Raw genomic sequence first — 19,365 nt, 5'->3', positions numbered from 1 at the left:
GCGAGGTCCGCGGACGCCCCCGCGGACCTCGCCCCGGCCGGCACCACCCCCGCGGACCTGGCCTACGAGTCCCTCGGCGAGGTCGGCTACGACGACGTCACCCCCGGCCCGGACGCCGACGGCGGCGCGCCGGGCGACACCGGGTACGGGTACGGCTACCCGCCGGACCCGGAGACGACGGCGATCACCCTGCGGCCGACGGCGGACATGATCCGCGCGCACCGCCGCCGGGAGCGCCGCCGGACGCTGACCTTCCTCGGGATCTTCCTCGGCGTCCTCGCGATGGGCCTGGCATCCTTCACGTTCTTCCAGGGCGCCTGGTCATGGCCGTTCGGCGAGGCGAGCGTCGCCGCCCCGGTGTGCCCGACCGCGACGCAGACCGCCCCGCCCGCGAAGAACATCACCGTCAAGGTCTACAACGCGAGCAGCCGCACCGGCCTGGCCCGCACGGTCGCGGCCACGCTCAAGAAGCGGGGGTTCCAGATCGGCGAGGTCGGCAACGACCCGCAGGAGGCCAAGGTCCCCGGCACCGCGGTGATCCGGCACGGGCCCGCGGGCCTCGAGGCCGCGAAGACGGTGGCCGCCTACCTCGACGGCAAGGTCACGTTCGTCCCGGACGATCGGGCCAGCGAGTCGGTCGACCTCGTGCTCGGCAAGAAGTTCACCAAGGTCCGGTCCGCGGCGGCGGCCGCCAAGGCCCTCACGCCCACGCTCGCGTCCGTCCCGGCCGGGTGCGCCCAGCCCGGTGGCGAGCCGTCCCCCGCGCCGTCCGGGAGCACCGCCCCGGCCGGCACGACGAGCCCGTCGAAGAGCGCCTCGAAGACCCCGGCACCGTCCGCGACCTGACGCAGCCGCACCCGGCCCGGCTCGGCTCGGGCTACCGGCCCCCGCCGAGGTCCGCGCCGGTCGCGGCCTCGTCGATCATGCCGCCCAGCCAGGCCTCGGCCGGGCCGGTGCAGTCCACGGCGGCCCGCCGGGCGACGCCGACCCGCACCCCGAGCCCGTAGGGCCGCACGGTGCGGCGGGCGCCGCGGTGCAGCCGCTCGGCGGTGTCGGCGGCGAACGCCGAACCGGCGGCGAGGAGCACCGCGAACCGGTGCGGCGACGTCCGGGCGACCCGGTCCGTCGTGCGGACCGAGACCTCGAGCAGGTCACCGACGAGTGCCGACGGGTCCTCGACGGAACGGCGGGCCTGCAGGTGCACCCCGGCCGCGCCCGCGGTCGCGCCCGGCACGGTGACGTCGACGACGTCGAGGGTCACGACGACGAGGTCGGCGCCGCTGCGGACCGCCTGCCGGGTGACCCCGGGCGCGGCCCGGAGCAGCCCGCGCGGGGTGAGCACCGTCGTCCAGCCGCCGTCGACCATCGCACCGCGCCGCGGGCTGATCCGCGGCAGCAGCGACTCACCGAGCCTGCTCAGCGCCTCGAGACGTCCTGCTCCCATACGAGCCTGTCGGCAGCCGCACCGCCGGGCTGAACCGTCACGCCCACGGAAGGTCCTCGACCCGCACCGACCGGCCGGTCGCGACCGCCTCGTCGATCGCCAGCGAGAGCGCGTGGTCGTGGCAGCCGTCCCGCAGCGGGTAGGGCTCCGGCCCCTCGTCCCGGGTCCACGCCGCGGTCGCGACGAGCATCGACGCGATGGCGATCTCCTCGTCGGCCAGGCGCAGCCCGGTGAACGGGTTGCGCCACAGCACCCGGCCGTCGAGCGAGACGTGGTCGGTGTCGTAGCCGTCGAGGTCGAGGTCGTACCCGACCTGGCGCCGCTCGAGCCGCGACCGGACGACGGTGCGCGGACCCGCGAGCCGGGTCACGTCGTCCGTGTCGATCTCGCCGTGGCTGCCGCGGACGACGACCCGGCGGCCCCGCAGCGGGTTGTGCCACTGGTTGTCGCTGAAGTCGTAGACCCCGGAGACGTCGCCGAAGTCCAGCGTGGCGAGCACGTTCGCGGCCCGCCTCGGCGTCGGGTCGTCGGTCCAGCCGTCGCGGCCGACCGGGTCGACGAGCGGCCCGTGCAGCGTCGTCCCGGTGACCGTCGCCGGCAGCCGGCCGATGCCGAGCAGGGTCCGCACGAGCGAGACCGCGTGGTAGCCGTGGGTCGAGCAGACCTGCACCTGGGACGGCGTCCCGACGGTGCCGGCGGCGACCGCCGCCCGCCGCGCCGCGTGCCCCGGCATGAGGTGGTACTGCTCGGCGACCTGGACCAGGCCGCTCGCCCCGACGTCCGCCCAGAGCCCGGCCAGCGCGGCGAGGTCGGGGGCGGGCGGAGTCTCGGTGAGCACGGGGAGGCGGCGCCCGACGAGGTCGCGCACGAGGCCGGGGTTGGCGTCCCACGGGACGCTCGTGACGACGAACCCGGGTCGCTGGGCGGCGAGCAGGTCGTCGAGGGTCGGGTAGGTCGGCACGCCCCACGTCGCGGCGGCCCTCCCGGCGACGTCCGGACGGCGGACGACGAGCCCGCAGACAGCCAGCCGCTCCGGCAGGAGCGCGGCGAGCCGGAGGAAGAACTGCGCCCGCCAGCCGTACCCGACGACCGCGAAGGGCACGGGCCCGGACGGCAGGGCGACGGGCAGGACGGGGTCGTCAGCAGGGTCCGGCACGGCGCCCACGGTAGGCGCCGGGCCGGACCACTTCCGTACGGCAGCGTGTCAGCAGACGAACTCGTCGACGAGCCGGCTGAGCCGCTGCCCGACCTCGGCGAGCTCCTCGGCCGCGGCCCGGGTCTGGGTGATCGCCGAGACCGACGAGTGCGCGGCGGACGTCACCTGGGTGACGCTCGTCGTGATGCCGTCCGTCGCGGCGCCGACCGCGGCCATGTTGTCCGCCATCTGCACCGTCGTCGCCGTCTGCTCCTCGACCGCCGCGGCGATCGTCGTCTGGTAGCCGTCGATCCGCTCGATGACCTCGGCGACGGCCCGCATCACCTCGGCCGCCTGGCCGGTGTCGGTGCGGATCGTCGCGACCTTGGCGACGATGTCGTCGGTGGCCTCGGCGGTCTGCTGCGCGAGCTGCTTGACCTCGTCGGCGACGACCGCGAAGCCCTTGCCCGCCGCGCCCGCCCGGGCCGCCTCGATCGTCGCGTTGAGCGCCAGCAGGTTCGTCTGCTCGGCGATCGACGTGATGAGCCGGACGACGTCCTCGATCTCGGCCGACGACGTCGCGAGCCGCTCGATCGCGGCGTCCGCCTGCCGGCCCATCCCGACGGCCTCGCCCGCGACCCCGGAGGCCTCGGACGCGTTGCGCGCGATCTCCTCGATGGAGGCCCGCATCTCGCCGATCGCCTGCGCCGAGGCGCCGACGCCGTCCCGGGCCCGGCCGACGGAGTCCTCCGCCTCACCGGCCTCACGGCTCGTGCGCTCGGCGGTCTCGCTGAGGGCGTTCGCGGAGTCGGACAGGTGCCCGGCGGCACCGGCGACCGCGTGCGCGCCGTCCCGCATCTCGCGCACGAGGTCGGCGATCCGGCCGACGAACCGGTTGAAGGAGACGGCGAGCGCGCCGACCTCGCCGCCGGCCTGCTCGTCCGCGCGCCGGGTGAGGTCCGCACGCCCCTCGGCGATGTCGGCGAGCTGGGCGTTGAGCCGGTCGAGCGGCCGGACGACGGTGCCCGCGACGAACAGGCCCACGAGGACGGCGAGCAGGAGGGCGAGGGCGCCCACCCCGAGCACCACGTCACGGGTGTGCGCGGCGCGGGCGTCGAGCGTCGAGAGGGGCAGGGCCACCCGCAGCGTCCACGTCGAGCTCTCGCCGACCCGCACCGGCACGTCGACGACGAGGGCGGAGCCGTCGACGAGCGCCGTCGTCCCGGTCGTCACGCTCGTGCGGCCGGACGACGCGACCCGTGCGGCGGCCGCAACGAGGGACTTCTCGGCAGGCTTGCCGACCGCCGTCCCCGCGGGGCCGGCGATGGCCGTGCCCGCGGCGGTGACGAGCTCGACGCGACCGGTGCCGAGCGGGCGGACGCCGGAGAGCCGCTCCTGCACCGACGAGAGCGCGGTGTCGACCCCGGCGACACCGACGACCTTCCCGTCGACGACGACCGGCACGCAGACCGAGGTCATGAGGACGTCGACGCCGTCGATCGCGTAGGTGTACGGGTCGAGGACGACCTCCTTGCCGGACTTCTTCGGCAGCAGGTAGTAGTCGCCGACGCCTTCCTTCTCGTAGTCGACGAGCGGCGTGACGGACGCCTTGCCGTCCTTGCCGATGACGGCGTAGGGGATGTAGCGGCCGGTGGCGTCGCTGCGCGGGTCGGTGCGGTGCGCGGCGTCCGCCCGGTCGAACGCGTCCGGCTCCCAGACCGTCCACGTGCCGAGGAAGCCGCTGTGCCCGCCGAGGACGGCGAGCAGCGTGCGGTCGGACGCGTCCCGGTCCGCACGTCCGGCCGCGGCCTGTGCACCGAGGCCCGCCGCGAGGTCGCGCGCGGACTGGACGGGCTCGTTCATGGCCCGCTCGACGTCGCTCGCGACGCCCTCCGCCACCTCGACGCCGTACCGGCGGCCGTCCTCGAGGGACGTCGCCCGGCCGGCCCACGTCGCGTAGCCCACGACCGACCCGAGACCGACGACGGTGACGAGGACGACGAGCAGCACGATCCGGCCCCGGATCGTACGAAGACGACCGGACACGCCGGGGCTCCTTCGCGACGACATGCGCCGCGGTGCGGCGCCCCCGGCAGCGGTTCGTGCCGGCCTCTTGGTTGTCGTCCGGAGCGACCCCGGTCATGAGAGGTCACCGGGGTGTTCGCCCGATGAGAACGATCCCGGCCGTGGCCAACGGGCCCACAGCCGGGACCGGGCGTCCTGCGACGGTCAGATGTTCGAGGCCGGGTCCTGCCGGCCCTGCGCGTCCGGGCCGTTCTCGCCGGGCGTCTGCGGGGCGGTGCCGCCGTCGACGCCGTGCTCCTGCGCACCGGCCGGGGCTGCCGTCGAGTCCGACGTCGCCGGTGCGGTCCACTGCGCGCTCGGGGCCGGGGTCTCGTCGGTCCCGGCGGCAGGTGCGCCGCCGTCCGGGGCGGTCCCCCACGGGGTCCCGGACTCGCCGGGCTCCCGGGTCGGCGTCCCGGACGCCTCGCCCGCGTCACCCTTGCGCTTCTCGAACGCCTTGCGGACGTCCTCGGAGAGCTCGGTGAAGGTGACGGTGAGCGCGTCGGCGACCGACTTGCCGGTCTGCTTGACGTCCGCCTTGACCGCCGGGTCCTTGGCCGCCGCGCCGAGCGCGTCGAACGCGCCCTGGAGGGCGTCCCCGACCTTCTTGAACGCGTCGCCGACCTGCTCCTTGGTCTGGCTCGCGTCCTCGCCGCGCTGCTGCGCGTAGTGCTGCTTGAGTGAGGCGCCGAGGTTCTGCAGCTGGTCCCCCGCGTCGTTCCATGCCGATTTCACGTCTGCCATACGGACATTCCACCCCCGTTCCGGGTTCGGGGCCAGTGGCGAAGTCCCTGTCCGCACCCTGGTTCGTGGCGACGTCCGCTCGGGGATCTCCCTGAGCGCCAGCGCGTGCTACACCGTGCTACGGTGATTCCGGAGGTGCCCTACGGAGTCTGTGAGCCAGCGGGAGATGCGCAACAACTCCGGTGAGCTGCTGCGGCGGGTCGCCGAGGGCGAGTCGGTGCTCGTGACGAACAACGGCGTCCCAGCAGCCGTCCTGGTGCCGGCCGGCTCGGACCCGCGGTCGCGGCTGACGGCATCGGGCCGGCTCAGGGTGGGCACGGGACTCGACCTGACGGTCCTCCCGCGCCCCGTCACGTCGGAGCGGCCGACGGAGCAGCTGCTCGCGGAGGACCGGGGCGAGTGACGTACGCCGACACGTCCGCCTTGGTGAAGCTGCTCGTCGCGGAGCCGGAGAGCGCGGACGTCGCCGCGTTCCTCTCGTCGGCGTCCGACCGGACGACGTCGAGCGAGCTGACCATCGCGGAGCTGACGCGGCCGGCGACGCGGGCGGGGGCCGGCGCCGCCGCCGGCCTGCTGCTGCGGCAGCTCGACCTGTTGTCCATCGACGAAGCCGCCCTGTGGCGTGCCGGCCGGCTTCCCTCCCCGGCGGGGACCTTCCTGCGGACCGCCGATGCCATCCATCTCGTCGCAGCCATGGAGCTCGGCGAGACCGAGTTCCTCACCTACGACCGGCGCCGGGCCCAGGCCGCCGCCGAGCGGGGGTTCACGGTGCTCGCGCCGGGCCGCGCCGACGGCTGGTACTCGGACCTCTGATCAACCGGTGCGCTGCGCCGCGAACCCGAACGCCAGGCTCGTCGCGACGGTGAGCCACAGCGCGTAGGGCAGGAGCGCGACCCCGGTCCACGGCAGCGCCCGCCAGGCGAGGAACGCGAGCACCCAGGCGAGGACGGCGCCCACGGTGAGCGAGACGGCCGCGGCGGTGAGCGCGTGCGGCACGTAGAACAGGTACGCCCAGCCGAGGGCGAAGGCCGCGTTCGCGACGAGGACCGCCAGCCACAGGCCCGCGGTGCCGCGCGGCGTCCGCAGGCCGAGCACGGCCCCGGCGACGCCCAGCGCGAGGAAGTTGTACGGCCACGCGACCCCGAACACCCAGTCCGGCGGCTGCCAGGACGGCTTGGTCAGGGCGTCGTACCAGCCCGGGTCGGCGCTCACCCAGCGCGTCGCGAGGACGGCGTACGCGACGACCACGAGCACCGCGGCGACGGCGAGCACCCGGTTCCACCTCTCGTCCGGCGCGGGGGCGGCGGCCGGGGCCGGCCGGCCCGTCGCGTCTGCGGGGATCATGCGACGACGCTCCCGGGTGCCGGGCAGGGTGTCAAACGGTGGCCGGGGCGCCGGCGCCGAGCGGCTGCCGGTACAGGTGCTCCTGCCCGTAGGCGGTGAAGCCGGCACCGCGCAGGATCGGCGCGGACGTCCCGACCCGGCCCTTGACGAGCGCGAGCGTCGCGCCGTGCTCGCGGGCCACCGCCATCCGGTGCAGGAGGACGGCCGTGTAGACGCCGCGACCCCGCAGCGCCGGGACTGTGGCCGCGCCCCAGAGCCGCGCGACGTCGTCCGCGAGGGTGCAGCCGCCGGTCGCGGCGGGCACGCCGTCGACGGTCGCGAGCACCGAGAACCCGCCGCGGTCGCGGATCGGCCGGCCGAGGTCGGCCAGCTCGGCCGCGAGCCACGCGTCGTCGTCCTCGGGGACGAGCGCGTCCCAGACCTGGACCGACACGTCGTTCGCCGCCCGCAGCGCGTCGGCGTCGTCGACGAGCCGGACGTCGACGCCCGCCGGGGCTGGTCGTCGTACGGCGTCCGGCAGCCCGCCGGCGAGGTCGAACGCGAGGACGTCGACCGTCTCGACGACCTCGGCGCCCCGCCGTGCGAGCGCCTCGCCGAGCCCGGCGGGCGTCGTCCCGTCGCCGACCCACCACCCGAGGGTGCTGCGGCCCCAGCCCCGGGCGATCCCGGCGACCTCGTCGACGAGGTCGTCGGCGGGCCGCGCGGAACGGCACCGCGCGACCTGCGTCGGGTGCTCGAAGCTCTCCGGGTAGCCGACGAGGTGGTACTCGTCGGTGTCGACCTCGGGGGCGCCCGGCGGCACCCAGACCCACTCGGCCGCGGCGGCGCGGACCGCGTCCGGGGTCCAGCGGCTCATGGGGCCTCCTTCGGGTGCGGGCGTTGAGAGGCACTGAGTCAACCGGCGCGTCTCGAGTGCCGACAACCTGGAACAACGCCGGAGATATTCCGAGTTATGCTTGCTAAGTCGGAATATCTCATCGACAGGTCCGACCTGGAGCAGCCATGCCCGCAGCCGTGCCGCTCAGCGGATGGCCACCGCATGCCGCGCAGAGCCGGCCGTGGCGGCAGCGCACCCGGTCGGGTACCCGCGAGGACCGCACGCTCACCCAGGTCACGACCATGCGGCCGCCGCTCGTCGCCGGCGTCCGGGTCGCGCTCGACGCCGAGCTGGGCGCGCGGGTCGAGGCCGCCACGTCCGAGATCGTCGCCCTCGACGCCTCCCGGAGCGCCGAGCTCGAGGCGCTCGGGACGCTCCTGCTCCGGACGGAGTCCGTCGCGTCGTCCAAGATCGAGTCCGTCGAGGCGGGGACCGAGGACTACGCGCGGGCGCTCCACGGCAGCAGGACGAACCTGTCCGCGGTGTCGATGGTCGCGGCCACCCACGCCCTCGAGGTCCTCATGGGCTCCGTCGCGCCCGGCGCGCCGTTGTCCCTCGACCAGCTCCTCGACGCGCACCGCGCGCTCATGCACGAGGACGTCGCCGAGTCGGCCTACGCCGGCAGGCTCCGCGACGTCCAGAACTGGGTCGGCGGCAGCGACCACTCGCCCCGTGAGGCGCTCTACGTGCCGCCCCCGCCGGACCTCGTCCCGCCGCTCATGGACGACCTGCTCGCCTTCGCCGCCCGGGACGACCTGCCCGTCCTCGTGCAGGCCGCGATCACGCACGCGCAGTTCGAGTCCGTCCACCCGTTCACCGACGGCAACGGCCGGATCGGGCGGGCGCTCATGAACGTCGTCCTGCGCCGCCGGAGGACGACGCAGCGCGTCGTCGTCCCGCTGGCCTCCGCCCTCGTCGCGAACCGCGACACGTACTTCGACCTGCTCGACGCCTACCGCGACGGTGACGCCCGGCCGATCGTGACGATGGTGGCGGACGCCGCACGGATCTCGGCCCACGAGGCACGGCGGACGGGCGACCGGCTCGCGGCCCTGCCCGACGAGTGGGCCGCCCGGCTCGGGCGGCCGCGGCGCGGCAGCGCGACGGACCTGCTGCTCCCCCACCTGACGACCCGCCCGGTCTTCTCCGCCGACGACGTCGTCGCACTGCTGGGCGGCACCCCGAGCAGCGTCTACACCGCGATCGCGCGCCTGGCCGAGGCGGAGGTCGTGCGACCGCTCTTCCAGCGCGTCCGGGGCCAGGTGTGGGGTGTGGGCGCGGTGCTCGACGAGCTGGACGACCTCGGCGCACGGATCGCACGAGCAGCCCGGGACTCCCGGCGCAACGCCACCACCGACGACGGAGCGACCTCATGACTCCTGCGCACAGCACGTCCACAGGCCGCACCCCTGACACCGGCCCCTGGCGGCTGCCCACGGCCACCGCCGAGTACGTCGTCGCGCCGTCCGCGTCGGGGACCGGGCTCGGCCTCGTGCACTGGGGCGCACCGGGTGCGACCTGGGGGCACGTCGCCGTCGAGCAGACGAACGTGCTCACCCCGACCGACGTCGAGCCGAGCGAGTGGACGGCGCTCGGCACCCGGCACGTCCAGCGCGCCGAGCTCGTCGCCGACCTCGGGGACGGGCTCGTCGGGGTGCTGCTGCGGCTCGGGCCGGTGCGCGTCGAGCGCCCGGGCGACGGACCGGGCCGGCACACGCTCATCGCCCGCCTCACGGACACGACCGGCACGCTGGCCGTCGACCTCGTCGTCACGACCGACGAGCGGCACGACGTCGTCCGCAAGCACGTCGTCGTGGAGAACACCTCCGCGACCCGGACCGTGCGCCTGGGCCGGGTCTTCAGCGGCGCGTGGGACGTCCCCGTCGGTCCGGGCGCGGACGTCGACCTGCTCACCGGGGCCTGGGCCGACGAGCTCACCCGCACGCGCGCCGCGCTGCCCGCCGGCGAGCTGAGCATCGGCAGCCGCAACGGGCTGACCGGTCACCTCTACGCGCCCTGCGTCGTCGTCCAGCGCTTCGGCGCCGCCCCGGACGCCGACGAGGCGTTCGGGGTCAAGCTCGCCTGGAGCGGGTCGTGGCGGATGTCGGTGGACGCCGTCCCGACCCGCGGGCGGGTCCGGGTCAGCGGCGGGGTCGACGACGAGTCGACCCTGGTCACCCTGGAGCCGGGGCAGCGGTTCGTGGCGCCGGACATGCTCGGCACGTGGAGCCCGGACGGCGTCGCCGGGGTGACCCGGCGCTGGCACGCCTTCCAGCGCCTCGAGGTGCTGCGCACGACCGGCCCGGAGCACCGTCCGGTCGTCTACAACTCCTGGTACGCCACGGCCTGGGACGTCCGCGTCGAGCACCAGGCGCGCCTTGCGGCCGTCGCCGCGGACCTCGGCGCCGAGTGCTTCGTCGTCGACGACGGCTGGTTCGCGGGCCGCACGAACGACCACGCCGGCATCGGCGACTGGCGGCCCGACCCGGTGAAGTTCCCGGCCGGCCTCGGCCCGCTCATCGATGCCGTGCACCCGCGGATGCGCTTCGGCCTGTGGGTCGAGCCCGAGTGCGTGAGCCCGGACAGCGACCTCTACAGGGCCCATCCGGACTGGGTGTACCGCGCCGGCGACCGGCCGCTCGTGAGCGTCCGGCACCAGTACGTGCTCGACCTCGGCCGCCCCGAGGTCGCCGCGCACGTCGCCGGGGTGCTGCGGGACCTGTTGCAGGAGAAGCGGATCACGTTCCTCAAGTGGGACATGAACCGCCCCGTGACGGACGGCGGCCGGCCCGGCGACCCGCACGGGCGGGAGTGGTCGGTGCAGCACACGAGGGCGTACTACGGCCTGCTCGGGATGGTCCGCGCCGAGTTCCCGCACGTGACCGTCGAGTCCTGCGCGAGCGGCGCCGGCCGGCTCGACGACGCCACCCTCGCGCTCACCGACGTCACGTGGGCGAGCGACCACACCGCCCCGCGCGCCCGGCTCGCCGTCCAGCACGGGTTCCTCACCGCATACCCGGCCGCCGCGATGAGCTCGTGGGTCACCAGTTGGGACGACCACGGCGAGGGCTGCTCGCTGGATTTCCGGTTCGTCGTCGCGATGGCCGGCGCGCTCGGGATCGGCGTCGACCTGCTCGCCTGGGACGGCGCGACCCGCTCCCGCGCAACGGCTCTCGTCGCGCTCTACAAGGAGATCCGGGCGTGCGTGCACGAGGGTGCGGTGACGGCGCACGGCCACCCGGACGACGCCCGCTACGCCCTGACGTTCGTCGCCCCCGACGCGGCCCGGGTCGTCGTCCTCGCCTACGCCCGGCCCTCGGCGGGGCGCGCCGACCTCGTCGTCCGGGTGCCCGGCCTCGACCCGGCGGCCCGCTACCGGCTCGCGAACCGCGGCACCACGCTGCTCCCGACGGGAGCAGCGGCCGACCCGGCGCCGCCCCGCGGCGGGCTCTTCGGCCGTCGCCGCGACCCCGCGCCGACCGACGCAGCGGTCCTGTCCGGGCGCGACCTCGCGGCCGGGTTCGTCGTCCCCTGGGCGCTGGCCCGGGACGCCGACGTCGTCGTCCTCGACCGGTGCTGACGGCACGCCACACGCAGGGACAGATCACACCAACGGTCGTCGGTCTTGTCAGGGGTGACCTCTAGGGTTTCTCCTGTGATCGAGGGAGGGAGCGCCATGGACGCTGCGCAGAAGGTCTGGTCGGGGGCGGAGCTCGCGGGGTTGTCCCCGGCGGAGGACCAGGCGGTGTTCGACGCCGCCGTGCTGACCGACCTCGAACCGATCTCGGCGGACTTCCTGGCCCGCGTCCGCAGCGGCCTGCTCGACCAGATCGCGGCGTCCGACGCCCCGTCCGCGGGGTGACGACCGGCCGCCGCCAGGTCCGCGCCACCCCGGCGTTCTTCGACCAGCTCGACCGGCTGCTGCCCGCCGAACCGGCCGGTGACGGCCGCCCGACCCGCGGCGAGTTCGACACCTTCGAGCTGCTCAAGATCATCGACCGGTTCGCCGCGGGGTTCGACGCGCTCCCGCAGATCCTGCCCGGCCGCCCGGAGTACCGGGTTCTCGTCACCGTCGGCCGCCTCGTCCCGTTGGTCGCCGTCGTCGCGCGCCTCGGCCCGGACGGCGCCGTGGAGCTCGTCAGCGTGCACATGGACCTGCCGACGGCGGGGTGAGCCGTCGCCCCTCAGCGGTTCCGGTCCTCCGCGCCGACCCGCCCGACGCGGATGATCTCGATGTGCTCTGCCGCGTCGTCCACCGAGTACGTCACCCTGTAGCGGCCGACCCGAAGGCGGAGGAGTACCTCACCCCAGGCCCGCGCCTCAGGAGGACGAGGCTCCACACACAGCCGCTCGACCTGGTCGAGAACCAGATCAAGTCCGGCGGGATCGTCGCCGAGGAAGCCGGCTGCCATGTCGATCGCGCGGACATCCCAGCTGACCTCGTACCGCATCTGACGACGGCCCGTCGGTCACGCAGACTTCCTGCGAAGCCGTCGCACGGCGTCCTCGTGACTCACAGAGATCTGGGTCCCGGCCGAGCGACGCAGGTAGTAGTCGGCCACAGCCGCTGCCTCCTCCAGCTCGTCGAGCTCCTCTGCGCTGAGAAGCACAGCAGCCGGCACCCCTGGCTGCGTCACCGTGACCCGACCGCGCCCCGCGACGACACCAGCGACGAGCTCCTCGAGCCGTGCAGCCACCTCTGACACTGGTAGGTCGGTCATGCCCCGAGGGTACGGCTCCCCACCGACCTCCGGTGTGGTTGTCCACAGGCATCTGCCGTCAGGCCGCCTCCTCCGGCCGCAGCCGCGCGAGCAACCCGCCGGCCGGCAGCAGCAGGGCTGCCGACACGAGCAGCGCGACCGGGATCGACGTCCGGGAAGCGAGCGCGCCGAGCGGCGGGCCGCCGGCGACCTGGCCCACGGCGTCCATCTGGCTGTTCACGGACAGCACGGTGGCGCGCGACGAGGAGTCGACGTTGCGGTTCAGCCAGGCCGCCTCGATCGGCCCCGCGAGCGAGCGAGCGGCGTTGCGCAGCCACAGCGCGAGCATGACCGGCCACAGGCTCGCAAGCAGCGCGACCCCGACGATCCCGGCGGCCTGTACGCCGACGAGGCCCGCGAGGAGCACGTTCGGGTGCGGGTTCGCGACGGCACGCTCGGCGTGGCGGTTGACGACCAGGCTCACGACGAGGGAGATCGCCGCCCCGACGAGGGCGAACAGCGTGAACGCGCCGACCATGCCGCTGCCCTGGCCGAGCCCCGGCACGTCCGGCAGGTCGAACCCCGCCACGACGCGCGGCACCCACAGCCGGTCCACCGCCTCGCTGGCGAGCCCGAGCACAAGGCTCACGACGAGGAACGTCCGGACGACACGGCGCGAGCGGGCCTGGCGGAGCCCGTCGCGGAGCGTGCGGCGCATCGCGGCGAACGTCTCGCGCTCCTCGCGCGGCGCCGGGCTGAAGTTGCGCTCGGGCATGACGAGGGCGAGGACGGCCGCCAGCAGCACGTACCCCGCGCCCGCGACGAGCAGCGGGACGGCGAGCGCGACGAGCGCGACCGCGCCTGCGAGCAGGGTGCCGACGAACGTCATCGCGAGGCCGATCTGGGTGGCCCGGGTGAACAGCGGCCGGACGGCGTCCTCACCGACCTCGTCGGTGACCCACGCCTCCGTGGCGCCGGAGGTGAACGTGTAGCCGATGCCCCACACGACCTGGGCGAGGAGCACCGCCCACAGCTCGGGGACGGCCCCCTGGAGCACGAGCCCCGTTCCCATGACCGCGAACCCGATGACGACCGAGAGCCGCCGGGAGTACAGGTCGGCGACGATCCCCGTCGGGATCTCCCCGAGGAAGCACGTGAGCTCCATCGCCGTCCCGACGAGCACCATCTCGAACGGCGACAGCCCGACGACCTCGACCTGGTAGAGCAGGTTGAGGGTGAACCCGAGCGTCCAGAGCAGGGACGAGAAGCCCTCGAGGCCGTAGTAGGTACGGCCGGCGTCGAGCAGCCACCGGCGTTCGTGATCGGGCACGGCGGGACGGTATCCGGCGGGCCCGACGGAGGTCGATCCCTTTCCCGGGCAGCCGGGCCACTCTCCTTCCGGACAGGTACGGGCCTGTCCTGACAGACCGTTCGCGACAGCAGCCCTTCCATTTCGTCACCGGGTGCAGTTAATCTCGACCCCACGCCGCAGGACGTTGGTCCCGGCACCAGGTGATGCACCGTCGCGCACCCAGGAGGAACCGTGAACGAGCCCACCACGAAGGACGCCGTCGAGACCGACGCCGTCGCCCCCGCGGCCGACCAGGCCACCGTCGAGACCCTCGTCGAGGACGTCTCCATCGACGGGATGTGCGGCGTCTACTGACGCTGCACATCCCCTGCGCAGCAATGGGTTTCGACCTCGACGCTGCCTGGCGGCTGCATACCCAGGTCGCGGTCCGCCCCGAGCCGTTCGGGGCGTTGCTCTACCACTTCGGGACCCGCCGGTTGTCGTTCCTCAAGGACCCGCTGCTCACGGACGCCGTCCGGTCGCTGCCCGACCATGCGACCGCACGGGCGGCGTGCGTGGCCGTGGGCGTGCCCGACCCGGTACCGGCCGACGTGGCCGGCGCCCTGGAGACCCTGGCGCAGACCGGGATGATCGTGCGGAGGGACCCTTCATGAGCGGGACGACCGTCACCGAGGACCGCCCGGGCCTGGCCACGGCGGGGTCGCCGGCGCCGAAGCTCGTCGACCTGTTCGAGCAGGGCCTGCAGTCGCCGATCTGTCTCACGTGGGAGCTCACGTACGCGTGCAACCTGTCGTGCGTGCACTGCCTGTCGAGCTCCGGACGGCGCGACCCGCGCGAGCTGTCGACCGCGGAGTGCTTCGCGGTCATCGACGAGCTGCAGAAGATGCAGGTCTTCTACGTGAACATCGGCGGCGGCGAGCCGACGGTCCGCCCGGACTTCTGGGAGATCGTCGACTACGCGACCGCACACCAGGTCGGGGTGAAGTTCTCCACGAACGGCGTGAAGATCACCCCCGAGGTCGCGGCCCGGCTCGCCGCGAGCGACTACGTCGACGTCCAGATCTCGCTCGACGGCGCGACGGCGGACGTCAACGACCACGTCCGCGGCCCCGGGTCCTACGCGACCGCCGTCCGCGCCATGGAGTACCTCGCCGCCGCCGGGATGACCGGTTTCAAGATCTCCGTCGTCGCGACCCGACACAACATCGGTCAGCTCGACACCTTCAAGGCCCTCGCGGACCGGTACTCGGCGACCCTGCGGATCACCCGGCTGCGCCCGTCCGGGCGGGGCGCGGACTCCTGGGACGACCTGCACCCGCTGCCCGGCCAGCAGCGCGAGCTCTACGACTGGCTCGTGGCGAACACGACCGGCCCGGACGGCGCGCCGGTCGACACAGTCCTCACCGGGGACTCGTTCTTCCACCTCGCCGCCTACGGGGATGCTCTCCCCGGCCTCAACCTCTGCGGCGCGGGCCGGGTGGTCTGCCTCATCGACCCGGTCGGCGACGTCTACGCCTGCCCGTTCGCGATCCACGACTCGTTCCGGGCGGGCAACGTCCGCGACACCGGTGGCTTCACCGGGGTCTGGCGCACCAGCGACCTCTTCGCCGACCTACGGATCCCGCAGAAGGGCGGCGCCTGCACGTCCTGCTCCGCGTACGGCACCTGCCGCGGCGGCTGCATGGCCGCGAAGTTCTTCACGGGCCTGCCCCTGGACGGCCCGGACCCCGAGTGCGTCAAGGGCTACGGCCAGACCGCGCTGGCGGCGCTCGACGCGGCCGACCTGGCCGCCGTCCCCAAGCCGGACCAGGACCACTCGCACCGCACCACCCGCGCAGCGCGCCCGGTGCCGGTGACGATCGGCCGCACCGCTCCCATGAGCACCCGCGCCGTCAGCGCGTGCGAGGACGACCCGCTCGCGGGCTTCTCGCTGCGCAGCGCCGGCTGACCCGAACTGCCGGCCGACGCGAACATGCCGGCTGACCCGAGCTGCTGAGGCAGGAGACCCCATGGCACGCACCGAGTGGTTCGAGACCGTCGCCGTCGCGCAGAAGCTCGCGAAGAAGCGGCTCCCGAAGAGCGTCTACATGGCGCTCCTGGCGGGGTCGGAGAAGGGCACCACCCTCGACGACAACCTCGCCGCGTTCGCCGAGCTCGGGTTCGCCCCGCACATCGCGGCCACCGCGGCGAACCGCGACCTGTCGACCCGGGTCATGGGCCAGGACGTCGCCCTGCCGGTCCTCATCTCCCCGACCGGCGTCCAGGCCGTCCACCCCGACGGTGAGGTCGCCGTCGCCCGCGCCGCCGCCGCCCGCGGGGTCGCGATGGGCCTGTCCTCGTTCGCGTCCAAGCCCGTCGAGGAGGTCGTCGCCGCCAACCCGCAGACCTTCTTCCAGGTCTACTGGTGCGGCTCCAGGGACGACATGGTCGCCCGGTTCGAACGCGCCCGGAACGCCGGCGCCAAGGGCATCATCCTCACCCTCGACTGGTCGTTCTCCCACGCCCGGGACTGGGGCAGCCCCAAGATCCCCGAACGGGTCGACCTGAAGACCATCGTCACCCGCATGCCCGAGGCCGTCACCCGGCCCCGCTGGTTCCTCGAGTGGGCCAGGACGATGAAGCCGCCGCCGCTGTCGGTGCCGAACATGACCGCCCACCCCGGCGAGGACGCCCCCGGCTTCTTCGCCGCCTACGGCCAGTGGATGATGACGCCCCCGCCGACCTGGGACGACGTCGCCTGGCTGCGCAAGCAGTGGGACGGCCCGTTCATGCTCAAGGGCGTCATCCGGGTCGACGACGCCAAACGCGCCGTCGACGCCGGGGTCTCGGCGATCTCGGTCTCCAACCACGGCGGCAACAACCTCGACGGCACCCCCGCCTCGATCCGCGCCCTGCCCGCCATCGCCGAGGCCATCGGCGACCAGGTCGAGATCCTCCTCGACGGCGGCGTCCGCCGCGGCAGCGACGTCGTCAAGGCCCTCGCGCTCGGCGCCAAGGCCTGCATGATCGGCCGCGCCTACCTGTGGGGTCTCGGCGCGAACGGCCAGACCGGCGTCGAGAACGTCCTCGACATCTTCCGCAACGGCATCGACTCCGCGCTCATGGCCCTCGGCAAGGAGAAGGTCACCGACCTGGGCCCGGACGACGTCCTCGTGCCGGACGGGTTCGTCCGCAGGCTCGGCGTCTGACGGGTGGCCGGCTCGTCCGGGTCAGGGCCGCAGCCCGTGCCACACGGCGCCCTTCGGCGCGGACGGCGCGGCACCGGCCGCCGGGGCGGCGGCGTCGAAACCCGTTGCGAGCGCTGCGAACGCACTGTCGATGAGCGGCTCGAGAGCAGCGTCCGGCTCGGCCAGCCACTGCTCGTAGGCAGCGACGCTCGTCGCGAGCGCGAGGTGCCCGACGAGCCGCGGCAGCAGGGTGCCGCGCGGGTGCCCGGACCGTCGCCCGGCGAACTCCTCGACGACCTGCCGCCAGGCGGCGTACCGCAGCGTCGAGTGCGCCTGCAGCGCGGGGACGGTGAGGATGAGCTGCATCCGGCGCCGGTGCTGGACCACGGCCTCGCCCTCGACGCGGTTGAACGCCACGACGGCCTGGCGCAGCGCCTGCATCATCGGCTCGCCGTCCCGGGCCGTGAGCTCGGCGCGGAACTGCGCGAGGTGGACGTCGAAGTCGCCCCAGACGAGGTCGTTCTTCGAGCGGTGGTAGCGGAAGAACGTCCGCTTGCTGATGCCCGCCGCCGCGGCCACGTCCTCGAGCGTCGTCTCGTCGAAACCGTGCTGTGTGAACAAGTCGAAGGCGATCTGCTCGAGCCGGCCGGCCGACGTGCTCGGCGGGCGCCCGGCGCGCGGGGAGTAGACGTCGGCGGCCACGCGGCTCCCTCCTCGCACCCCTGCGGCGGGGCGACCCGCCGGGCGCCACGGCGGCACCCGGGCCACATCATCGCGCGCTGCGCCACAGTGGTGCCATGACCACCACCGACCACGCCCGCCCGGTCGCCGTCGTCACGGGCGCCGCCCGCGGCATCGGCGCCGCGACGGCCCTCGGGCTCGCCCGGGCCGGGTGGGACCTCGTGCTCGGTGACGTGCCGGCAGCGGACGCCGTCCCCGGGCTCACGTACGCGCTCGCCTCCGCGGACGACCTCGCCGCGAGCGCTGCCGCATGCCGCGCGGCCGGGGCGGACGTCCTCCACGCGCCGTGCGACGTCCGGCGACCGGACGACGTCGCGCACCTCGTCGGGCTCGCCGGGGACCGGCTCGTCGCGGCCGTCGCGGTCGCCGGGATCCTCGGCGCCGAGGGACCGGCGTGGGGCCTGACCCCCGAGGACCTCGACCGCGACCTCTCGGTGAACCTGCACGGCGTCGCGAACCTCGCCCGCGCCGCCTGCCCGGTGCTGCTGGCCGCTGCCGCACCTGCCCGCGGCCGGTTCGTCGCCGTCGTCTCGTCGGCCGGCACCCGGGGTCTGCCGCGGCTCGGCTCGTACGTCGCCGCGAAGCACGCCGCGCTCGGCTACGTCCGTTCGCTCGCCGCCGACCTGGCACCCGCCGGCGTCACCGCGAACGCCGTCCTGCCGGGGAGCACCCGGACGGCGATGCTCACCCGTACCGCTGCTGCGTACGGCCTGGACGACGTCGAGCAGTTCGCCCCGAGCCAGCGGCTGGGCCGGCTGCTCGAGCCGGCGGAACCAGCGGCGGCGGTCGTCTGGCTGTGCTCCGAGGGGGCGTCCGCGGTGACCGGGACGGCCCTCGAGGTCGACGGCGGGTTCGTCGGGTGACAGCGGCGGGCCTCACGTGCGGCTGACCGACGCGCTGTCCCCGGACGTCACGGCGGCCGCGCGCGGTGCGCTCGTCGTCCCGCTCGGGTCGCTCGAGCAGCACGGCCCGCACCTGCCGCTCGCGACGGACACCCTCGTCGCTGCCGCCGTCGCCGAACGGCTGGCCGCCGCCCGGCCGGGCGCCGCGCTGGCCCCCGCGGTGCCGTTCGGCGCCAGCGGCGAGCACGTCGGGTTCGCGGGCACGCTCTCGATCGGGACCGAGGCGCTGCGCCTGCTCCTCGTCGAGCTGCTCCGCGACGCGACCTCGACCTGGCCCGCGGTGCTGCTCGTCAACGGGCACGGCGGCAACGCGGAGGCCGTCGCCGGGGCCGTCCGGCTCGGCCTCGACGAGGGCCGCACGGTCGCCGCCGTACACCTCGGGCTGCCCGGGATGGACGCGCACGCCGGCCGCTCCGAGACCTCGCTCCTGCTCCACCTCGCCCCGCAAATCGTCGCCCTGGACCGTGCCGCGCCGGGCCCCATCGCCCCTGTCGCGGACCTGCTCCCCCGGCTGCGCGCCGAGGGTGTGCGCGGAGTCAGCCCCAACGGCGTCCTCGGCGACCCGACGGGCGCGACCGCTGCGGAGGGCGAAGAACTGCTCCGCCGGCTGGTGGAGCGGGCTGTCGACGCCTACGACCGGCTCGTCGGGGGGCTCTGACGCGCTTGCCGGTGCCCACTCGGCGTCCTCTGGTGGGTTGTGCACGTTCCGCACGTCCTCTGGCGGCTCCTGCACCGATCGTGACGCGTCCTCTGGCGGGTTACGCACCTCTCGCGCCACGTCCTCTGGTGCGTGAAGCACCTGACGTCGTCCTCTGGTGTGGGAAGCACCCCACATCGCGCTTGGCCTCAATCGGTGAGTGCAACGCCTTCTGATGTGGGGTGTTGTCGATGGCGTACTCGCTGGAGGCTCGTCGTGTGTTCTGGCGTGCGTGGCG

At 74.5% G+C, this 19,365-nt stretch carries 23 protein-coding genes; 13 read left to right on the top strand and 10 right to left on the bottom strand.

Going from position 1 to position 19,365, the window contains the following annotated elements; all coding sequences use genetic code 11:
• On the top strand, positions 1-846 hold an 846-nt coding region (locus EDJALFJO_RS13810), incomplete at its 5' end, for a LytR C-terminal domain-containing protein (RefSeq protein WP_158220431.1).
• A 31-nt stretch (positions 847-877) separates the two neighbouring features.
• On the opposite strand, the gene EDJALFJO_RS34345 is transcribed toward EDJALFJO_RS13810, so the two are convergent.
• The 4 genes from EDJALFJO_RS34345 to EDJALFJO_RS13790 all read right to left on the bottom strand — a co-directional run bounded on the left by EDJALFJO_RS34345 (position 878) and on the right by EDJALFJO_RS13790 (position 5,387).
• The gene (locus EDJALFJO_RS34345; RefSeq protein WP_088286146.1) at positions 878-1,444 is read right to left on the bottom strand and encodes a hypothetical protein; all 567 of its coding nucleotides are present in this window, start codon (positions 1,442-1,444) and stop codon (positions 878-880) included.
• Positions 1,445-1,481: 37 nt separating this feature from the next.
• Complete coding sequence (locus tag EDJALFJO_RS13800; RefSeq protein ID WP_233149859.1) at positions 1,482-2,600, bottom strand: Gfo/Idh/MocA family protein; 1,119 nt, start codon at positions 2,598-2,600, stop codon at positions 1,482-1,484.
• Between the two features lie 48 nt (positions 2,601-2,648).
• Entirely contained in the window at positions 2,649-4,625 is a 1,977-nt protein-coding gene (locus tag EDJALFJO_RS13795; RefSeq protein WP_158220430.1) for a methyl-accepting chemotaxis protein, read from the bottom strand.
• 183 nt (positions 4,626-4,808) lie between these two features.
• A complete protein-coding gene (locus EDJALFJO_RS13790; protein ID WP_088286142.1) occupies positions 4,809-5,387 on the bottom strand; it encodes a hypothetical protein in 579 nt (192 codons plus the stop codon).
• 151 nt (positions 5,388-5,538) lie between these two features.
• Between EDJALFJO_RS13790 and EDJALFJO_RS13785 the strand changes: the two genes are divergently transcribed.
• On the top strand, positions 5,539-5,790 hold the full coding sequence (locus tag EDJALFJO_RS13785; protein WP_198950280.1) for a type II toxin-antitoxin system Phd/YefM family antitoxin: 252 nt from the start codon (positions 5,539-5,541) through the stop codon (positions 5,788-5,790).
• On the top strand, positions 5,787-6,200 hold the full coding sequence (locus EDJALFJO_RS13780; RefSeq protein ID WP_158220429.1) for a type II toxin-antitoxin system VapC family toxin: 414 nt from the start codon (positions 5,787-5,789) through the stop codon (positions 6,198-6,200). The genes EDJALFJO_RS13785 and EDJALFJO_RS13780 overlap by 4 nt, the downstream gene beginning before the upstream one ends.
• Here the strand turns inward: EDJALFJO_RS13780 and EDJALFJO_RS13775 are convergent, their stop codons facing one another.
• Positions 6,201-6,731 (bottom strand): TspO/MBR family protein, encoded by a 531-nt coding sequence (locus tag EDJALFJO_RS13775; RefSeq protein WP_088286138.1) that lies wholly within the window; start codon positions 6,729-6,731, stop codon positions 6,201-6,203.
• Between the two features lie 31 nt (positions 6,732-6,762).
• A complete protein-coding gene (locus tag EDJALFJO_RS13770; protein ID WP_088286136.1) occupies positions 6,763-7,587 on the bottom strand; it encodes a GNAT family N-acetyltransferase in 825 nt (274 codons plus the stop codon).
• Between the two features lie 146 nt (positions 7,588-7,733).
• Between EDJALFJO_RS13770 and EDJALFJO_RS13765 the strand changes: the two genes are divergently transcribed.
• The 4 genes from EDJALFJO_RS13765 to EDJALFJO_RS13750 all read left to right on the top strand — a co-directional run bounded on the left by EDJALFJO_RS13765 (position 7,734) and on the right by EDJALFJO_RS13750 (position 11,781).
• Positions 7,734-8,984: a Fic family protein gene (locus EDJALFJO_RS13765; protein ID WP_088286134.1), complete on the top strand. Its 1,251-nt coding sequence runs from the start codon at positions 7,734-7,736 to the stop codon at positions 8,982-8,984.
• Positions 8,981-11,188 (top strand): alpha-galactosidase, encoded by a 2,208-nt coding sequence (locus EDJALFJO_RS13760; protein ID WP_088286132.1) that lies wholly within the window; start codon positions 8,981-8,983, stop codon positions 11,186-11,188. Before EDJALFJO_RS13765 ends, EDJALFJO_RS13760 begins: the two co-directional genes overlap by 4 nt.
• A 96-nt stretch (positions 11,189-11,284) precedes the next feature.
• Entirely contained in the window at positions 11,285-11,470 is a 186-nt protein-coding gene (locus EDJALFJO_RS13755; protein ID WP_088286130.1) for a hypothetical protein, read from the top strand.
• Complete coding sequence (locus EDJALFJO_RS13750; protein WP_088286128.1) at positions 11,467-11,781, top strand: hypothetical protein; 315 nt, start codon at positions 11,467-11,469, stop codon at positions 11,779-11,781. The genes EDJALFJO_RS13755 and EDJALFJO_RS13750 overlap by 4 nt, the downstream gene beginning before the upstream one ends.
• Before the next feature lie 11 nt (positions 11,782-11,792).
• Here the strand turns inward: EDJALFJO_RS13750 and EDJALFJO_RS13745 are convergent, their stop codons facing one another.
• Genes EDJALFJO_RS13745 through EDJALFJO_RS13735 form a run of 3 tightly spaced genes read right to left on the bottom strand, consistent with a single transcriptional unit; the run spans position 11,793 to position 13,638 of the window.
• Positions 11,793-12,059 carry a type II toxin-antitoxin system RelE/ParE family toxin gene (locus EDJALFJO_RS13745; protein ID WP_088286126.1) on the bottom strand — a complete coding sequence of 89 codons (267 nt, stop codon included), beginning with the start codon at positions 12,057-12,059 and terminating at the stop codon, positions 11,793-11,795.
• An 18-nt stretch (positions 12,060-12,077) separates the two neighbouring features.
• A complete protein-coding gene (locus EDJALFJO_RS13740) occupies positions 12,078-12,329 on the bottom strand; it encodes a type II toxin-antitoxin system prevent-host-death family antitoxin (RefSeq protein WP_088286124.1) in 252 nt (83 codons plus the stop codon).
• 58 nt (positions 12,330-12,387) lie between these two features.
• Positions 12,388-13,638: an MFS transporter gene (locus EDJALFJO_RS13735; protein ID WP_158220428.1), complete on the bottom strand. Its 1,251-nt coding sequence runs from the start codon at positions 13,636-13,638 to the stop codon at positions 12,388-12,390.
• A 213-nt stretch (positions 13,639-13,851) separates the two neighbouring features.
• Between EDJALFJO_RS13735 and mftA the strand changes: the two genes are divergently transcribed.
• From mftA to mftD, 4 genes are all read left to right on the top strand, one after another.
• On the top strand, positions 13,852-13,974 hold the full coding sequence (mftA, locus tag EDJALFJO_RS13730; RefSeq protein ID WP_088286120.1) for a mycofactocin precursor MftA: 123 nt from the start codon (positions 13,852-13,854) through the stop codon (positions 13,972-13,974).
• 23 nt (positions 13,975-13,997) lie between these two features.
• A complete protein-coding gene (gene mftB / locus EDJALFJO_RS13725; RefSeq protein ID WP_088286118.1) occupies positions 13,998-14,273 on the top strand; it encodes a mycofactocin biosynthesis chaperone MftB in 276 nt (91 codons plus the stop codon).
• A complete protein-coding gene (mftC, locus tag EDJALFJO_RS13720) occupies positions 14,270-15,568 on the top strand; it encodes a mycofactocin radical SAM maturase (protein ID WP_088286116.1) in 1,299 nt (432 codons plus the stop codon). The genes mftB and mftC overlap by 4 nt, the downstream gene beginning before the upstream one ends.
• A gap of 61 nt (positions 15,569-15,629) precedes the next feature.
• Positions 15,630-16,808: a pre-mycofactocin synthase MftD gene (mftD, locus tag EDJALFJO_RS13715; RefSeq protein ID WP_088286114.1), complete on the top strand. Its 1,179-nt coding sequence runs from the start codon at positions 15,630-15,632 to the stop codon at positions 16,806-16,808.
• A gap of 21 nt (positions 16,809-16,829) precedes the next feature.
• Here mftD and mftR read toward each other — a convergent pair whose 3' ends face one another.
• Positions 16,830-17,489, bottom strand: a complete 660-nt coding sequence (gene mftR / locus EDJALFJO_RS13710; RefSeq protein ID WP_088286112.1) for a mycofactocin system transcriptional regulator — start codon at positions 17,487-17,489, stop codon at positions 16,830-16,832.
• Positions 17,490-17,584: 95 nt separating this feature from the next.
• On the opposite strand from mftR, the gene EDJALFJO_RS13705 reads away from it, so the two are divergent.
• Both EDJALFJO_RS13705 and mftE read left to right on the top strand, forming a co-directional pair.
• Positions 17,585-18,391, top strand: a complete 807-nt coding sequence (locus EDJALFJO_RS13705; RefSeq protein WP_088286110.1) for an SDR family oxidoreductase — start codon at positions 17,585-17,587, stop codon at positions 18,389-18,391.
• A 16-nt stretch (positions 18,392-18,407) separates the two neighbouring features.
• Positions 18,408-19,088, top strand: coding sequence for a mycofactocin biosynthesis peptidyl-dipeptidase MftE (mftE, locus tag EDJALFJO_RS13700; RefSeq protein ID WP_088286108.1), 681 nt, complete (start codon positions 18,408-18,410; stop codon positions 19,086-19,088).
• Positions 19,089-19,365 lie beyond the last annotated feature (277 nt).

The sequence above is a fragment of the Kineosporia sp. A_224 genome (assembly GCF_002198655.1).
Taxonomy (GTDB): Bacteria; Actinomycetota; Actinomycetes; order Actinomycetales; family Kineosporiaceae; genus R-H-3.
The sequence above is the reverse complement of the archived record's forward strand: the minus strand, read 5'-3'. Positions and strand labels throughout refer to the sequence as shown.

Excerpts from the sequence above, each read along its gene's own strand:
- EDJALFJO_RS34345 (WP_088286146.1), bottom strand. The coding sequence starts at position 1,444 with ATGGGAGCAGGACGTCTCGAGGCGCTGAGCAGGCTCGGTGAGTCGCTG.
- EDJALFJO_RS13790 (WP_088286142.1), bottom strand. The coding sequence starts at position 5,387 with ATGGCAGACGTGAAATCGGCATGGAACGACGCGGGGGACCAGCTGCAG.
- EDJALFJO_RS13775 (WP_088286138.1), bottom strand. The coding sequence starts at position 6,731 with ATGATCCCCGCAGACGCGACGGGCCGGCCGGCCCCGGCCGCCGCCCCC.
- EDJALFJO_RS13770 (WP_088286136.1), bottom strand. The coding sequence starts at position 7,587 with ATGAGCCGCTGGACCCCGGACGCGGTCCGCGCCGCCGCGGCCGAGTGG.
- EDJALFJO_RS13765 (WP_088286134.1), top strand. The coding sequence starts at position 7,734 with ATGCCCGCAGCCGTGCCGCTCAGCGGATGGCCACCGCATGCCGCGCAG.
- EDJALFJO_RS13760 (WP_088286132.1), top strand. The coding sequence starts at position 8,981 with ATGACTCCTGCGCACAGCACGTCCACAGGCCGCACCCCTGACACCGGC.
- EDJALFJO_RS13755 (WP_088286130.1), top strand. The coding sequence starts at position 11,285 with ATGGACGCTGCGCAGAAGGTCTGGTCGGGGGCGGAGCTCGCGGGGTTG.
- EDJALFJO_RS13745 (WP_088286126.1), bottom strand. The coding sequence starts at position 12,059 with ATGCGGTACGAGGTCAGCTGGGATGTCCGCGCGATCGACATGGCAGCC.
- EDJALFJO_RS13740 (WP_088286124.1), bottom strand. The coding sequence starts at position 12,329 with ATGACCGACCTACCAGTGTCAGAGGTGGCTGCACGGCTCGAGGAGCTC.
- mftB (WP_088286118.1), top strand. The coding sequence starts at position 13,998 with ATGGGTTTCGACCTCGACGCTGCCTGGCGGCTGCATACCCAGGTCGCG.
- mftC (WP_088286116.1), top strand. The coding sequence starts at position 14,270 with ATGAGCGGGACGACCGTCACCGAGGACCGCCCGGGCCTGGCCACGGCG.
- mftD (WP_088286114.1), top strand. The coding sequence starts at position 15,630 with ATGGCACGCACCGAGTGGTTCGAGACCGTCGCCGTCGCGCAGAAGCTC.
- EDJALFJO_RS13705 (WP_088286110.1), top strand. The coding sequence starts at position 17,585 with ATGACCACCACCGACCACGCCCGCCCGGTCGCCGTCGTCACGGGCGCC.